The 15,384-nt window shown below is 70.0% G+C and carries 14 protein-coding genes; 13 read left to right on the top strand and 1 reads right to left on the bottom strand.

What is annotated here, in order from left to right; all coding sequences use genetic code 11:
- Positions 1 to 157 precede the first annotated feature (157 nt).
- A complete protein-coding gene (bldD, locus tag ACZ3I3_RS36575; protein ID WP_003988955.1) occupies positions 158 to 661 on the bottom strand; it encodes a transcriptional regulator BldD in 504 nt (167 codons plus the stop codon).
- 266 nt (positions 662 to 927) lie between these two features.
- Here bldD and pyrR point away from each other — a divergent pair, with 266 nt between their 5' ends.
- From pyrR to metK, 13 genes are all read left to right on the top strand, one after another.
- Entirely contained in the window at positions 928 to 1,494 is a 567-nt protein-coding gene (gene pyrR, locus ACZ3I3_RS36570) for a bifunctional pyr operon transcriptional regulator/uracil phosphoribosyltransferase PyrR (protein ID WP_356928660.1), read from the top strand.
- A 102-nt stretch (positions 1,495 to 1,596) separates the two neighbouring features.
- Positions 1,597 to 2,574 (top strand): aspartate carbamoyltransferase catalytic subunit, encoded by a 978-nt coding sequence (locus tag ACZ3I3_RS36565; RefSeq protein WP_467372104.1) that lies wholly within the window; start codon positions 1,597 to 1,599, stop codon positions 2,572 to 2,574.
- 5 nt (positions 2,575 to 2,579) lie between these two features.
- Positions 2,580 to 3,866 (top strand): dihydroorotase, encoded by a 1,287-nt coding sequence (locus ACZ3I3_RS36560; protein ID WP_467372103.1) that lies wholly within the window; start codon positions 2,580 to 2,582, stop codon positions 3,864 to 3,866.
- Complete coding sequence (locus tag ACZ3I3_RS36555; RefSeq protein ID WP_467372102.1) at positions 3,863 to 4,432, top strand: PH-like domain-containing protein; 570 nt, start codon at positions 3,863 to 3,865, stop codon at positions 4,430 to 4,432. Before ACZ3I3_RS36560 ends, ACZ3I3_RS36555 begins: the two co-directional genes overlap by 4 nt.
- Positions 4,429 to 5,571, top strand: coding sequence for a glutamine-hydrolyzing carbamoyl-phosphate synthase small subunit (gene carA / locus ACZ3I3_RS36550; protein ID WP_467372101.1), 1,143 nt, complete (start codon positions 4,429 to 4,431; stop codon positions 5,569 to 5,571). Before ACZ3I3_RS36555 ends, carA begins: the two co-directional genes overlap by 4 nt.
- A complete protein-coding gene (gene carB, locus ACZ3I3_RS36545) occupies positions 5,564 to 8,872 on the top strand; it encodes a carbamoyl-phosphate synthase large subunit (RefSeq protein WP_467372100.1) in 3,309 nt (1,102 codons plus the stop codon). The genes carA and carB overlap by 8 nt, the downstream gene beginning before the upstream one ends.
- Before the next feature lie 71 nt (positions 8,873 to 8,943).
- Positions 8,944 to 10,050 carry a quinone-dependent dihydroorotate dehydrogenase gene (locus ACZ3I3_RS36540; RefSeq protein ID WP_467372099.1) on the top strand — a complete coding sequence of 369 codons (1,107 nt, stop codon included), beginning with the start codon at positions 8,944 to 8,946 and terminating at the stop codon, positions 10,048 to 10,050.
- Entirely contained in the window at positions 10,047 to 10,892 is an 846-nt protein-coding gene (gene pyrF, locus ACZ3I3_RS36535; RefSeq protein WP_467372098.1) for an orotidine-5'-phosphate decarboxylase, read from the top strand. The genes ACZ3I3_RS36540 and pyrF overlap by 4 nt, the downstream gene beginning before the upstream one ends.
- 288 nt (positions 10,893 to 11,180) lie before the next feature.
- Positions 11,181 to 11,504: an integration host factor gene (locus ACZ3I3_RS36530; protein ID WP_003977346.1), complete on the top strand. Its 324-nt coding sequence runs from the start codon at positions 11,181 to 11,183 to the stop codon at positions 11,502 to 11,504.
- A 58-nt stretch (positions 11,505 to 11,562) separates the two neighbouring features.
- Positions 11,563 to 12,156, top strand: a complete 594-nt coding sequence (gene gmk, locus ACZ3I3_RS36525) for a guanylate kinase (RefSeq protein WP_399411991.1) — start codon at positions 11,563 to 11,565, stop codon at positions 12,154 to 12,156.
- Positions 12,157 to 12,227: 71 nt separating this feature from the next.
- On the top strand, positions 12,228 to 12,500 hold the full coding sequence (gene rpoZ / locus ACZ3I3_RS36520) for a DNA-directed RNA polymerase subunit omega (RefSeq protein ID WP_003988945.1): 273 nt from the start codon (positions 12,228 to 12,230) through the stop codon (positions 12,498 to 12,500).
- 114 nt (positions 12,501 to 12,614) lie between these two features.
- On the top strand, positions 12,615 to 13,817 hold the full coding sequence (gene coaBC, locus ACZ3I3_RS36515) for a bifunctional phosphopantothenoylcysteine decarboxylase/phosphopantothenate--cysteine ligase CoaBC (protein WP_467372097.1): 1,203 nt from the start codon (positions 12,615 to 12,617) through the stop codon (positions 13,815 to 13,817).
- A 237-nt stretch (positions 13,818 to 14,054) separates the two neighbouring features.
- Positions 14,055 to 15,263 carry a methionine adenosyltransferase gene (metK, locus tag ACZ3I3_RS36510; RefSeq protein ID WP_356928650.1) on the top strand — a complete coding sequence of 403 codons (1,209 nt, stop codon included), beginning with the start codon at positions 14,055 to 14,057 and terminating at the stop codon, positions 15,261 to 15,263.
- Positions 15,264 to 15,384: the final 121 nt, after the last annotated feature.

Genomic DNA, 15,384 nt, shown 5'->3' with positions numbered 1-15,384 from the left:
CGTTTGGTGTTTTTTTGTTTTTTTTTCTTTGTTTTTTTTCCATTTCAGGTGGCGCGCCCCCCCCCCCCCCCCCGGGGGGGGGGCGCCCCCCCCCCCCCCCCCCCCCCCCCCCCCCGGCGGCACGTTTCTGCTGACCCTCGGCCAGCCCCGAAAGCGGTCAGCCCTCGTCGTGGGTCGCCACCGCGCGACGCGCGTCCGCGTCCAGGACACCCCAGCTGATCAGCTGCTCGGTGAGGACCGAGGGCGACTGGTCGTAGATGACGGCGAGTGTGCGCAGGTCGTCCTGGCGGATCGACAGCACCTTGCCGTTGTAGTCACCGCGCTGCGACTGGATCGTGGCCGCGTAGCGCTGAAGAGGACCCGCCTTCTCGGCCGGCACCGTGGCCAGCCGCTCCAGGTCCAGGACCAGCTTCGGCGGCGGCTCGGCGGCGCCGCCCGGGGTGGTGCCCGGGAGCAGCTCCTGCACCGGAACGCCGTAGAAATCCGCCAGCTCGGCAAGGCGCTGCACGGTCACGGCACGGTCGCCGCGCTCGTACGAACCGACCACGACCGCCTTCCAGCGTCCCTGGGACTTCTCCTCGACACCGTGGAGGGAAAGGCCCTGCTGGGTGCGGATCGCCCGGAGCTTGGCCCCGAGCTGTTTGGCGTATTCGCTGGACATATAGCTCCCCGGCACTGTGTCGACGCGTCTGGCGTGGGTGCCAGGCCGCGCGGCTGGTAACTCACTGTGAGGTTACGCAGCGTTACTCTGCCGCGTCAAGCCGAATGGTCCGCACCGACTCTTCCGTGGTATCGGCACTCTGTTAGGCCGAGTGGGTGATCCGAGGGGGCCGTCCGGGTGACGGCGAGGGCCTGCTACCGTGGATGGCGCAATCCCGACGTCCTTTAAGGTCCGTCCCGTGAGGCGGAGAAGGAGGTCCGTTTCGTATGGACTCGCACGGCACACCATCCGATGCCCGGCCCGTTCTCGAAGGCCCCGACATCGCGCGGGTACTGACCCGCATCGCCCACGAGATCGTCGAACGCGCGAAAGGCGCCGACGACGTGGTGCTCCTGGGCATTCCGACCCGGGGCGTCTTCCTCGCCCGGCGGATCGCCGACAAGCTCGAGCAGATCACCGAGCGCAAGGTTCCCTGCGGCTCGCTCGACATCACCATGTACCGCGACGACCTGCGCATGCACCCGCCGCGTGCGCTGGCCCGCACCGAGATCCCCGGTGACGGCATCGACGGCAAGCTCGTCGTCCTCGTCGACGACGTCCTCTTCTCCGGCCGCACGATCCGCGCCGCCCTCGACGCCCTGAACGACATCGGGCGCCCCCGCGCGGTGCAGCTCGCGGTCCTCGTCGACCGCGGCCACCGCGAACTGCCCATCCGCGCCGACTACGTCGGCAAGAACCTCCCCACGTCGTTGCGGGAGACGGTCAAGGTCCAGCTCGCCGAGGAGGACGGTCGCGACACCGTGCTGCTCGGTGCCAAGCCGGCCGCCCAGTAGCGCTCCAGGCGTACGCCGCTGTCGTACGCCGGCTCAGTGCGCGCACGCGCGCGCCCGTCTGCCCCGAATCTCCCGTTTGAACTGCCTTACGGAGCCTGACAGATGCAGCGTCATCTCATCTCGGCCGCCGACCTCACCCGCGACGACGCCGTCCTGATCCTCGACACCGCCGAGGAGATGGCCCGGGTCGCCGACCGGCCGATCAAGAAGCTGCCGACCCTGCGCGGCCGCACGATCGTCAACCTCTTCTTCGAGGACTCCACCCGGACCCGGATCTCCTTCGAGGCCGCCGAGAAGCGGCTGTCCGCGGACGTCATCAACTTCTCCGCCAAGGGGTCGAGCGTGTCCAAGGGCGAGTCCCTGAAGGACACCGCCCAGACCCTGGAGGCCATGGGCGTCGACGCCGTCGTCATCCGGCACGGCGCCTCAGGAGCCCCGTACCGCCTGGCCAACTCCGGCTGGATCGACGCGGCCGTCGTCAACGCCGGCGACGGCACCCACCAGCACCCCACCCAGGCCCTGCTGGACGCCTTCACCATGCGCCGCCGCCTGATCGGCCCGGACGCCGGGATCGGCCAGGACCTCGAAGGCAGGCGCATCACCATCGTCGGCGACGTCCTGCACAGCCGGGTCGCCCGCTCCAACGTCGACCTGCTGCACACCCTCGGTGCCGAGGTCACCCTCGTCGCCCCGCCGACGCTGGTGCCCGTCGGCATCGGGAGCTGGCCCTGCGAGGTGTCGTACGACCTCGACAGCACGCTGCCCAAGTCCGACGCGGTGATGATGCTGCGCGTCCAGCGCGAGCGCATGAACGCCGCCTTCTTCCCGACCGAGCGCGAGTACTCCCGGCGCTACGGCCTCGACGGCGACCGCATGGCGCGGATGCCCGAGCACGCCGTCGTGATGCACCCCGGCCCGATGGTCCGCGGCATGGAGATCACCGCCGAGGTCGCCGACTCCGACCGCTGCACCGTCGTCGAGCAGGTCGCAAACGGAGTGTCCATCCGGATGGCCGTCCTGTACCTGCTGCTGGGCGGAAACGAACCCGCCGTCACCCAGACCCGTACCGAGGAGAAGTAAGACAGATGAGCAAGATCCTGATCCGTGGTGCGAAGGTGCTGGGCGGCGAGCCGCAGGACGTGCTGATCGACGGCGGGACGATCGCCGAGGTGGGTGCCGGCCTGAGCGTCGAGGGCGCGGAGGTCGTCGAGGCCGAGGGCAAGGTGCTGCTGCCGGGCCTGGTCGACCTGCACACCCATCTGCGCGAGCCGGGCCGCGAGGACTCCGAGACCGTCCTCACCGGCACCCGGGCGGCGGCCTCCGGCGGCTACACCACCGTGTTCGCCATGGCCAACACCTTCCCGGTCGCCGACACCGCCGGTGTCGTCGAACAGGTCTGGCGGCTCGGCAAGGAGCACGGCTACTGCGACGTCCAGCCGATCGGTGCCGTCACCGTCGGACTGGAGGGCCGCAAGCTCGCCGAGCTGGGCGCCATGCACGAGTCGGCCGCCGGGGTCACCGTCTTCTCCGACGACGGCAAGTGCGTCCACGACGCGGTGATCATGCGCCGGGCCCTGGAGTACGTGAAGGCCTTCGGCGGTGTCGTCGCGCAGCACGCGCAGGAGCCGCGGCTGACCGAGGGCGCCGAGATGAACGAGGGCGTCGTCTCCGCCCAGCTGGGGCTCGGGGGCTGGCCCGCGGTGGCCGAAGAATCGATCATCGCCCGGGATGTCCTGCTCGCCGACCACGTCGGCTCCCGCGTCCACATCTGCCACCTGTCGACCGCCGGGTCCGTCGAGATCGTCCGCTGGGCCAAGTCCCGCGGCATCGACGTCACCGCCGAGGTCACCCCGCACCACCTCCTGCTCACCGACGAGCTGGTCCGCACGTACAACCCCGTCTACAAGGTCAACCCGCCGCTGCGCACCGAGCGCGACGTGACGGCCCTGCGCGAGGCGCTCGCCGACGGCACGATCGACATCGTCGCCACCGACCACGCCCCGCACCCGCACGAGGACAAGGACTGCGAGTGGGCCGCGGCCGCCATGGGCATGGTCGGCCTGGAGACCGCGTTGTCAGTGGTGCAGGAGACCATGGTCGACACGGGCCTGCTGGACTGGGCCGGCGTCGCCGACCGGATGTCCTTCAAGCCCGCGCAGATCGGACAGGCCAAGGGGCACGGCCGTCCCGTCTCGGCAGGTGAGCCCGCCAACCTCACCCTCGTCGACACGGCATACCGTGGCTCTGTGGACCCCGCGGGCTTCGCCTCGCGCAGCCGCAACACCCCCTACGAGGGTCGTGAGCTGCCGGGCCGTGTGACGCACACGTGGCTGCGGGGCAAGGCCACGCTCGTCGACGGGAAGCTCACGTGACACCTGTACTCCTGCTGGCCGCCGAGAAGGAATCGGCGCAAGTGACCGACTGGGCCGCCCGCATCGGCTGGGTCGTCGGCCTCGCCCTGTTCGTCGCGCTCGTCTACTGGCTGATGCGCGAGGGCTGGAAGTGGCGCGGCACGCTCCAGGGCGACCTGCCCGAGCTGCCGACCACCCCGGACGAGACGGGCCCGGAGCGCCTGACCATGAGCGGCCGCTACCACGGCTCCACCACCGCCGGACAGTGGCTCGACCGCATCGTCGCCCAGGGCCTGGGCACCCGCAGCCGCGCCGAGCTCACCCTCACGGACGCCGGACTGGACGTCGTACGCCCCGGGGCGAGCGACTTCTTCGTCCCGGCCGCACAGCTGCGCGAGGCCCGGCTCGACAAGGGCATCGCCGGCAAGGTGCTCACCGAGGGCGGCCTGCTCGTCGTCACTTGGGAGCACGGCGACCGGCTGATCGACTCCGGCTTCCGCTCCGACCACGCGGCCGAACACAACGAGTGGGTCGAGGCCATCAACTCCATGATCGAAACGAACAGCAGGGAAGGCGCCGAACGATGACCACCTCCACCAGGGGAGCCGCCAAAACTCCCGCCGTACTCGTCCTGGAGGACGGCCGGGTCTTCCGCGGCCGTGCCTACGGGGCCGTGGGGGAGACCTTCGGCGAAGCGGTGTTCTCCACCGGCATGACCGGCTACCAGGAGACCCTCACCGACCCCTCGTACCACCGCCAGGTCGTGGTGATGACCGCCCCGCACGTCGGCAACACCGGCGTCAACGACGAGGACATGGAGTCCAAGAGGATCTGGGTCTCCGGGTACGTCGTACGCGACCCCGCGCGCGTGCCGTCCAGCTGGCGCTCCCGGCGCACGCTGGACGAGGAGCTGGCCGCGCAGGGCGTCGTCGGCATCTCCGGCATCGACACCCGCGCCCTCACCCGCCACCTGCGCGAGCGCGGCGCGATGCGCGTCGGCATCTTCAGCGGCGACGCCGTCAAGGACGACAGCGCACTCCTTACGCGCGTGCAGGAAGCCCCGCAGATGAAGGGCGCGAACCTCTCCGCCGAGGTCGCCACCACCGAGCCGTACGTCGTCCCCGCGATGGGCGAGAAGAAGTTCACCGTCGCCGCCGTCGACCTCGGCATCAAGGGCATGACCCCGCACCGCATGGCCGAGCGCGGCATCGAGGTGCACGTGCTCCCGGCCACCGCGACCGTCGAGGACGTCTACGCGGTCAACCCGGACGGCGTGTTCTTCTCCAACGGCCCGGGCGACCCGGCCACCGCCGACCACCCCGTCTCCGTCATGCAGGGCGTCCTGGAGCGCGGCACGCCGCTGTTCGGCATCTGCTTCGGCAACCAGATCCTGGGCCGCGCGCTCGGCTTCGGCACCTTCAAGCTGAAGTACGGTCACCGCGGCATTAACCAGCCGGTGCAGGACCGCACGACCGGCAAGGTCGAGGTCACCGCGCACAACCACGGCTTCGCCGTCGACGCCCCGCTCGACCAGGTCTCCGAGACCCCGTTCGGCCGCGCCGAGGTGTCCCACGTCTGCCTGAACGACAACGTGGTGGAGGGGCTCCAGCTCCTCGACCGCCCCGCCTTCAGCGTCCAGTACCACCCCGAAGCGGCAGCCGGCCCGCACGACGCCGCGTACCTGTTCGACCGCTTCGTATCCCTGATGGAGGGCCAGCGTGCCTAAGCGCACCGATATCCAGTCCGTCCTGGTCATCGGCTCCGGCCCGATCGTCATCGGCCAGGCCGCCGAGTTCGACTACTCCGGCACCCAGGCGTGCCGCGTCCTGAAGGCCGAGGGCCTCAGGGTCGTCCTGGTGAACTCCAACCCGGCGACGATCATGACCGACCCGGAGATCGCCGACGCCACGTACGTCGAGCCGATCACCCCCGAGTTCGTCGAGAAGATCATCGCCAAGGAGCGCCCCGACGCGCTGCTGCCCACCCTGGGCGGCCAGACGGCCCTCAACACCGCGATCTCGCTGCACGAGGCGGGGACGCTCGACAAGTACGGCGTCGAGCTGATCGGCGCCAACGTCGAGGCGATCCACAAGGGCGAGGACCGCGACCAGTTCAAGGAGGTCGTGGAGGAGGTCCGCAAGAAGATCGGCCACGGCGAGTCCGCCCGGTCCTACATCTGCCACTCCATGGACGACGTCCTCCGGGGCGTCGAGGAGCTCGGCGGCTACCCGGTCGTCGTCCGCCCGTCCTTCACCATGGGCGGCGCCGGCTCCGGCTTCGCGCACAACGAGGAGGAGCTGCGCCGCATCGCCGGGCAGGGCCTCACGCTCTCGCCGACCACCGAGGTGCTCCTGGAGGAGTCCATCCTCGGCTGGAAGGAGTACGAGCTGGAGCTGATGCGCGACAAGCACGACAACGTCGTGGTCGTCTGCTCCATCGAGAACTTCGACCCCATGGGCGTGCACACCGGTGACTCGATCACCGTCGCCCCGGCGATGACCCTCACCGACCGCGAGTACCAGACCCTGCGCGACATCGGCATCGCCGTCATCCGCGAGGTCGGCGTCGACACCGGCGGCTGCAACATCCAGTTCGCGGTGAACCCCGAGGACGGTCGGGTCATCGTCATCGAGATGAACCCGCGCGTGTCGCGCTCGTCGGCGCTCGCCTCCAAGGCCACCGGCTTCCCGATCGCCAAGATCGCCGCCAAGCTCGCCGTCGGCTACACGCTGGACGAGATCCCGAACGACATCACGCAGGAGACCCCGGCCTCCTTCGAGCCGACGCTCGACTACGTGGTCGTGAAGGCCCCGCGCTTCGCCTTCGAGAAGTTCCCGAGCGCCGACTCCACCCTCACCACCACCATGAAGTCGGTCGGCGAGGCCATGGCCATCGGCCGCAACTTCACCGAGGCCTTCCAGAAGGCCCTGCGCTCGCTGGAGAAGAAGGGCAGCCAGTTCACCTTCGTCGGCGACCCCGGCGACAAGGAAGAGCTGCTCCGCGAGGCGGTCCGCCCCACCGACGGCCGGATCAACGCCGTCATGCAGGCCATCCGCGCGGGCGCCACGCCCGAGGAGGTCTTCGAGTACACGAAGATCGACCCCTGGTTCGTCGACCAGCTCTTCCTGATCAAGGAGATCGCGGACGAACTGGCCGAGGCGCCGGAGCTGACGCCCGGCCTGCTCGCCGAGGCCAAGCGGCACGGCTTCTCCGACACCCAGATCGGCGAGATCCGCGGCCTGCGCGAGGACGTCGTCCGCGAGGTCCGGCACGCGCTCGGCATCCGCCCGGTCTACAAGACCGTCGACACCTGCGCCGCCGAGTTCGCCGCGAAGACGCCGTACTTCTACTCCTCCTACGACGAGGAGACGGAGGTCGCCTCCCGCGAGAAGCCGGCCGTCATCATCCTGGGCTCCGGCCCGAACCGCATCGGCCAGGGCATCGAGTTCGACTACTCCTGCGTCCACGCCTCCTTCGCGCTGAGCGACGCGGGCTACGAGACCGTGATGGTCAACTGCAACCCCGAGACCGTCTCCACGGACTACGACACCTCCGACCGCCTGTACTTCGAGCCGCTGACGCTGGAAGACGTGCTGGAGATCGTCCACGCCGAGCAGCAGGCCGGCCCGGTCGCGGGTGTCATCGTCCAGCTCGGCGGCCAGACCCCGCTGGGCCTGTCGCAGGCGCTGAAGGACAACGGCGTGCCGATCGTCGGCACCTCCCCGGAGGCCATCCACGCCGCCGAGGACCGGGGCGCCTTCGGCCGGGTCCTCAAGGAGGCCGGCCTCCCGGCCCCCAAGCACGGCACCGCCACCACCTTCTCCGAGGCCAAGGCCATCGCCGACGAGATCGGCTACCCGGTCCTGGTGCGTCCCTCGTACGTCCTCGGCGGGCGCGGCATGGAGATCGTCTACGACGAGACGCGCCTGGAGGCGTACATCGCCGAGTCGACCGAGATCAGCCCGTCCCGTCCGGTCCTGGTCGACCGGTTCCTGGACGACGCGATCGAGATCGACGTCGACGCGCTCTACGACGGTGAGGAGCTGTACCTCGGCGGCGTCATGGAGCACATCGAGGAGGCCGGCATCCACTCCGGCGACTCGGCGTGCGCCCTGCCCCCGATCACGCTCGGCGGCTTCGACATCAAGCGCCTGCGCGCCTCCACGGAGGGCATCGCCAAGGGCGTCGGCGTGCGCGGCCTGATCAACATCCAGTTCGCGCTCGCGGGCGACATCCTCTACGTCCTGGAGGCCAACCCGCGCGCCTCCCGGACCGTCCCCTTCACCTCGAAGGCAACCGCGGTGCCGCTGGCCAAGGCCGCCGCCCGGATCTCACTGGGCGCGACCATCGCCGAACTGCGCGCCGAGGGCCTGCTGCCGGCGAACGGTGACGGCGGCGAGCTGCCGTTCGACGCGCCGATCTCCGTCAAGGAGGCCGTCATGCCGTGGTCGCGCTTCCGCGACATCCACGGCCGCGGCGTCGACACGGTCCTCGGCCCGGAGATGCGCTCCACCGGTGAGGTCATGGGCATCGACTCCGTCTTCGGCACGGCGTACGCCAAGTCGCAGGCGGGCGCCTACGGCCCGCTGCCCACCAAGGGCCGCGCCTTCATCTCGGTCGCCAACCGCGACAAGCGCTCGATGATCTTCCCGGCGCGCGAGCTGGTCGCGCACGGCTTCGAGCTGCTCGCCACCTCCGGCACGGCCGAGGTCCTCAAGCGCAACGGCATCAACGCCACGATCGTGCGCAAGCAGTCCGAGGGCACCGGCCCGAACGGCGAGAAGACCATCGTCCAGCTCATCCACGACGGCGAGGTCGACCTCATCGTCAACACCCCGTACGGCACCGGTGGCCGCCTCGACGGCTACGACATCCGCACGGCGGCCGTGGCACGCTCCGTGCCCTGCCTGACGACGGTCCAGGCGCTCGCGGCGGCGGTCCAGGGCATCGACGCCCTCAACCGCGGCGACGTGGGCGTGCGATCTCTCCAGGAACACGCGGAACACCTGACCGCGGCCCGCGACTAGCAGCCGAAGAGGGGGACACCGGAAGCGGTGTCCCCCTCTTCGTGAGGACGCCATGTCTTCGTGAGGACACCATGTACAAGATCTTCTTCAGTCTGTTCTTCAAGCGGATGGACCCGGAGCAGGCGCACCACCTGGCCTTCCGCTGGATCCGCCTGGCCGCCCGTGTGCCCGTGCTGCGCACCTTCCTCGCGGCGGCCCTCGCGCCCCGCCACAAGGAACTGCGCACGGAGGCCTTCGGGCTGCGCATGCACGGCCCCTTCGGGCTCGCCGCGGGCTTCGACAAGAACGCCGTCGGCATCGACGGCATGGCGATGCTCGGCTTCGACCACGTCGAGATCGGCACGGTCACCGGCGAGCCGCAGCCCGGCAACCCCAAGCAGCGGCTGTTCCGCCTGGTCAAGGACCGGGCGCTGATCAACCGCATGGGCTTCAACAACGAGGGCTCGCTCCGCGTCGCCGCCCGTCTGGCCTCCCGGACGCCCGTCTTCAAGACCGTCGTCGGCGTCAACATCGGCAAGACCAAGGTCGTACCCGAGGAGGAGGCCGTCGCGGACTACGTGAAGTCCGCCGAGCGGCTCGCGCCCTACGCCGACTACCTCGTGGTCAACGTCTCCTCCCCGAACACCCCGGGTCTGCGCAACCTCCAGGCCACTCAGGCGCTGCGTCCGCTCCTGAGCGCCGTCCGCGAGGCCGCCGACCACGCGGTGTCCGCACGGCGCGTCCCGCTCCTGGTCAAGATCGCGCCGGACCTCGCCGACGAGGACATCGACGCCGTCGCCGACCTCGCCGTGGAACTCGGCCTGGACGGGATCATCGCGACGAACACCACCATCGCGCGCGAGGGACTCGGCCTGAGGTCCGACCCCGCCCTGGTCGAGGAGGCCGGCGGCCTGTCCGGCGCGCCCCTGAAGGAACGCTCCCTGGACGTCCTGCGCCGCCTGTACGCGCGCGTGGGCGACCGGATCACCCTGGTGGGCGTCGGGGGCGTGGAGAACGCCGAGGACGCCTGGCAGCGCATCCTGGCCGGTGCCACGCTGGTCCAGGGCTACAGCGCCTTCATCTACGAAGGTCCCTTCTGGGGCCGCTCCGTCCACAAGGGGCTCGCCGCACGCCTGCGCACCAGCCCGTACGCCACGCTCGCCGACGCGGTGGGCGCCGACGTGAGGAAGACGGCATGAGTGGTCTCGAACCCTTCGGCGCGCGCCTGCGCCGCGCCATGGACGAGCGCGGCCCGCTCTGCGTCGGCATCGACCCGCACGCCTCCCTGCTCGCCGAATGGGGCCTCGACGACGACGTGACGGGCCTGGAGCGGTTCAGCCGCACGGTCGTCGAGGCGGTGGCCGACCGGGTCGCCGTGCTCAAGCCGCAGAGCGCGTTCTTCGAGCGGTTCGGCTCGCGCGGCGTCGCCGTCCTGGAGAAGGCGGTCGCCGAGGCGCGGGCGGCCGGCGCGCTGGTCGTGATGGACGCCAAGCGCGGCGACATCGGCTCGACCATGGCCGCGTACGCCGAGTCCTTCCTGCACAAGGACGCCCCGCTGTTCTCCGACGCGCTGACCGTCTCGCCCTACCTCGGCTACGGCTCGCTGAGCCCGGCCGTCGCGCTGGCGCGGGAGAACGGCGCCGGGCTGTTCGTGCTGGCGCTGACCTCCAACCCGGAGGGCGGCGAGGTCCAGCACGCCGTACGGTCCGACGGGCGGAGCGTCGGAGCGACCATGCTCGCGCACCTGTCCGCGGAGAACGCGGGGGAGCGGCCCCTGGGGTCCTTCGGCGCGGTCGTCGGCGCGACCCTCGGCGACCTGTCCTCGTACGACCTGGACATCAACGGCCCGCTCCTCGCGCCCGGCATCGGTGCCCAGGGGGCGACGCCGGCCGATCTTCCCCAGGTCTTCGGGAGGGCGGTGCGCAATGTCGTGCCGAACGTCAGCCGGGGAGTGCTACGCCACGGTCCCGACGCGGTCGCGCTGCGTGACGCCGCGGAACGCTTCGCGGAGGAGATCCGGCACGCCGTGACCTCCTCCTGACCTCCTTCTGGCCTCTTCCTGCTCTTCTCCGGAGTCCTCCGATGAGTGGTCCGGGGCGGGCTTGAGTCTGAATACATCCTCAAATCCGGGGCAGTATGTCCTAAATGTCCGTTCAGATGAAGGCTGACCAGGACTTTTCCGCTGTTCTCGCTGACTCTGGCGGACTTGCCCGCTAGTCTCCGACGAGAGTGAACGGGCAAGCGTGTTGCTCGTAGCTCCCCAGGTGTGGGGCGACTAGGTTCCTCACCGGTCCGTATCCGACAGTTCGACATCCGAGGTGACGTAGGCGTGGCTCTTCCGCCCCTTACCCCTGAACAGCGCGCAGCCGCGCTCGAAAAGGCCGCCGCGGCTCGCCGGGAGCGGGCCGAGGTCAAGAATCGACTCAAGCACTCCGGCGCCTCTCTTCACGAGGTCATCAAGCAGGGCCAGGAGAACGACGTCATCGGCAAGATGAAGGTCTCCGCCCTCCTCGAGTCCCTGCCGGGCGTGGGCAAGGTCCGCGCCAAGCAGATCATGGAGCGACTCGGTATCTCCGAGAGCCGCCGCGTGCGTGGTCTCGGTTCCAACCAGATCGCCTCCCTTGAGCGTGAGTTCGGCAGCACCGGTTCCTGAACCGGGCATTCCGGGGGAGCGAGTCCCGGGCACTCCGGGATTGCTGGATAATCGCTGCATGGCTGCAACACCCCGGGGGACCACCCCCGTGCCCCCGGACGTACGTCCGCGGCTGACCGTGCTCTCCGGCCCCTCCGGGGTCGGCAAGAGCACGGTCGTCGCCCATATGCGCAAGGAACATCCCGAGGTCTGGCTCTCGGTGTCGGCGACGACCCGCAAGCCCCGCCCCGGCGAGAAGCACGGAGTCCACTACTTCTTCGTCAGCGACGACGAGATGGACAAGCTGATCGCCAACGGCGAACTGCTGGAGTGGGCCGAGTTCGCGGGCAACCGCTACGGCACGCCGCGTGCGGCCGTACAGGAGCGCCTGGAGAAGGGCGAGCCCGTACTGCTCGAGATCGATCTCCAGGGCGCCCGTCTGGTCCGGGAGTCGATGCCCGAGGCCCAGCTGGTGTTCCTGGCTCCGCCCTCCTGGGAGGAGCTGGTGCGAAGGCTCACCGGGCGGGGCACCGAACCGCCCGAGGTCATCGAGCGCCGGCTCGAGGCGGCGAAGACCGAACTGGCCGCCGAGCCCGAGTTCGATACGACCCTGGTGAACACCTCCGTCGAGGACGTGGCTCGCGAGCTGCTAGCCTTGGTGGACGTCGTGTGACCATCGCTGATCGATTCCGGGTCTCGCTGATCACCCCGACAGAATCTTTCCCATCCATCGGAAGGTAGAGCGTGTCCTCTTCCATCTCCGCGCCCGAGGGCATCATCAACCCGCCGATCGACGAGCTCCTCGAGGCCACCGACTCGAAGTACAGCCTCGTGATCTACGCGGCCAAGCGGGCCCGCCAGATCAACGCGTACTACTCGCAGCTCGGCGAGGGTCTCCTTGAGTACGTCGGTCCTCTCGTCGACACCCACGTCCACGAGAAGCCGCTCTCGATCGCCCTTCGCGAGATCAACGCGGGGCTGCTGACGTCCGAGGCCGTCGAGGGCCCGGCGCAGTAAGTGCTATTTGCAGCTTGACGCTGACTTTTCCACAGGCCCGGCAGGCCGACTGCCGGGCCTGTGGTGTGTCATGGAGTCGTACGGTGTGCCGGTTGCCGAGGTCCGGGGAGAGACGTGGACAAGCCGAAGGTCGTTCTGGGGGTCAGTGGCGGCATCGCCGCGTACAAGGCCTGTGAGCTGCTGCGGCGGCTGACGGAGTCGGGCCATGACGTGCGCGTGGTGCCCACCGCCTCCGCGCTGCACTTCGTCGGCGCCGCCACTTGGTCCGCGCTCTCCGGAAACCCGGTCTCCACCGAGGTCTGGGACGAGGTGCACGAGGTACCGCACGTCCGCATCGGACAGCACGCCGACCTGGTCGTCGTCGCCCCCGCCACCGCCGACATGCTCGCCAAGGCGGCCCACGGCCTCGCCGACGACCTCCTCACCAACACGCTGCTCACCGCCCGTTGCCCGGTCGTCTTCGCCCCCGCCATGCACACGGAGATGTGGGAGCACCCGGCCACCCGGGAGAACGTGGCGACGCTGCGCCGCCGCGGCGCCGTCGTCATCGAACCGGCCGTGGGCCGCCTCACCGGCGTCGACACCGGCAAGGGCCGGCTTCCCGACCCCGGCGAGATCTTCGAGGTCTGCCGCCGGGTGCTGGCCCGGGGCGTGACCGAGCCCGACCTGAAGGGCCGGCATGTGGTGATCAGCGCCGGAGGCACCCGTGAGCCCCTGGACCCCGTCAGGTTCCTCGGCAACCGCTCCTCCGGCAAACAGGGCTACGCACTCGCCCGCACCGCGGCCGCCCGCGGCGCCCGCGTCACGCTGATCGCGGCCAACAGCGCCCTGCCCGACCCGGCTGGCGTGGACGTCGTCCCCGTGGGCACCGCCGTGCAGCTGCGCGAGGCGGTGCTGCGGGCCTGTGCCGACGCCGACGCCGTGGTCATGGCGGCGGCGGTGGCGGACTTCCGCCCGGCGGTGTACGCGGCCGGGAAGATCAAGAAGAAGGACGACCAGGAGCCCGAGCCGATCACCCTGGTGCGGAATCCGGACATCCTCGCGGAGATCTCCACCGAGCGCGCCCGCCCCGGACAGGTGATCGTCGGCTTCGCCGCCGAGACCGACGACGTGCTCGCCAACGGCCGCGCGAAACTGAAGCGCAAGGGCTGCGATCTGCTGGTGGTGAACGAGGTGGGGGAGAGCAGGACCTTCGGTTCCGAGGAGAACGAGGCCGTCGTCCTCGGCGCCGACGGCAGCGAGACCGCGGTGCCGCACGGCCCCAAGGAAGCCCTGGCCGAAACCGTATGGGACCTGGTGGTCGAGCGTCTCCACTGATGTTTCATGCGCCCTGCGACCCCGTGAAACCCGGCCGATCGGGGCGTGGCGCCTCTGGCCAACGCCGCTCGGCATTGGGCAGAATGCCCGTGCCGCAGGTCACAGCACTTCCGAGTGGCGAGACAGGGGGGCCGTGGCCGAAGCGTGACCGATAAACTGTTCCACGGACGGCGTCGGGTGCAGCCCCCGCCGTCCGCCACTGATCAGCCAGCAGCCGCTGCAACCCCAGGGAGCGTTGTGTCCCGTCGTCTGTTCACCTCGGAGTCCGTGACCGAAGGTCACCCCGACAAGATCGCTGACCAGATCAGCGACACCATTCTCGACGCGCTGCTCCGCGAGGACCCGACCTCCCGGGTCGCCGTCGAAACCCTGATCACGACCGGCCTGGTGCACGTGGCCGGCGAGGTCACGACCAAGGCGTACGCGGACATCGCGACGCTGGTCCGGAGCAAGATCCTCGAAATCGGCTACGACTCCTCCAAGAAGGGCTTCGACGGCGCCTCCTGCGGTGTCTCGGTGTCCATCGGCGCGCAGTCCCCGGACATCGCCCAGGGCGTGGACACGGCTTACGAGTCCCGTGTCGAGGGCGACGAGGACGAGCTCGACAAGCAGGGCGCGGGCGACCAGGGCCTGATGTTCGGTTACGCGACGGACGAGACGCCCACGCTGATGCCGCTGCCGGTCTTCCTGGCGCACCGCCTGTCGAAGCGCCTGTCCGACGTGCGCAAGAACGGCACCATCCCCTACCTGCGCCCGGACGGCAAGACGCAGGTCACCATCGAGTACGACGGCGACAAGGCGGTCCGCCTGGACACCGTCGTGGTCTCCTCGCAGCACGCCTCCGACATCGACCTGGACTCGCTCCTGGCTCCGGACATCAAGGAGTTCGTCGTCGACCCGGAGCTCAAGGCGCTGCTCGACGAGGGCATCAAGATCGACACGGAGAACTACCGCCTCCTGGTCAACCCCACCGGCCGCTTCGAGATCGGCGGCCCGATGGGTGACGCCGGCCTGACCGGCCGCAAGATCATCATCGACACCTACGGCGGCATGGCCCGCCACGGCGGCGGCGCCTTCTCCGGCAAGGACCCGTCCAAGGTCGACCGCTCCGCGGCGTACGCGATGCGCTGGGTCGCCAAGAACGTCGTCGCCGCGGGTCTCGCCACCCGCTGCGAGGTCCAGGTGGCGTACGCCATCGGCAAGGCCGAGCCGGTCGGTCTGTTCGTCGAGACCTTCGGCACCGCCAAGGTCGACACGGACAAGATCGAGAAGGCGATCGACGAGGTCTTCGACCTCCGTCCGGCCGCGATCATCCGCGACCTCGACCTGCTCCGCCCGATCTACTCCCAGACGGCGGCCTACGGCCACTTCGGCCGCGAGCTTCCCGAGTTCACCTGGGAGCGGACGGACCGCGTGGACGCGCTGCGCAAGGCCGCGGGGCTGTAAGTCCCGGCGAGGCGGCGGGGCCGCGCGCCCGACGCCGCCGCGGTACCTCGCGAGGCCCGGCACCCTTCGGGGCGCCGGGCCTCGTCGTGCGTCCGGTGCGCGGGCGGCGGGGACTCGGGGC

Source organism: Streptomyces sp. NPDC016851 (genome assembly GCF_055562795.1).
Note: the sequence above shows the minus strand (reverse complement) of the source record. Positions and strands in the feature narration are given on the sequence as shown.

Excerpts from the sequence above, each read along its gene's own strand:
- gmk (WP_399411991.1), top strand. The coding sequence starts at position 11,563 with ATGGCTGCAACACCCCGGGGGACCACCCCCGTGCCCCCGGACGTACGT.
- pyrR (WP_356928660.1), top strand. The coding sequence starts at position 928 with ATGGACTCGCACGGCACACCATCCGATGCCCGGCCCGTTCTCGAAGGC.
- ACZ3I3_RS36540 (WP_467372099.1), top strand. The coding sequence starts at position 8,944 with ATGTACAAGATCTTCTTCAGTCTGTTCTTCAAGCGGATGGACCCGGAG.
- pyrF (WP_467372098.1), top strand. The coding sequence starts at position 10,047 with ATGAGTGGTCTCGAACCCTTCGGCGCGCGCCTGCGCCGCGCCATGGAC.
- carA (WP_467372101.1), top strand. The coding sequence starts at position 4,429 with ATGACCACCTCCACCAGGGGAGCCGCCAAAACTCCCGCCGTACTCGTC.
- bldD (WP_003988955.1), bottom strand. The coding sequence starts at position 661 with ATGTCCAGCGAATACGCCAAACAGCTCGGGGCCAAGCTCCGGGCGATC.
- ACZ3I3_RS36560 (WP_467372103.1), top strand. The coding sequence starts at position 2,580 with ATGAGCAAGATCCTGATCCGTGGTGCGAAGGTGCTGGGCGGCGAGCCG.
- ACZ3I3_RS36565 (WP_467372104.1), top strand. The coding sequence starts at position 1,597 with ATGCAGCGTCATCTCATCTCGGCCGCCGACCTCACCCGCGACGACGCC.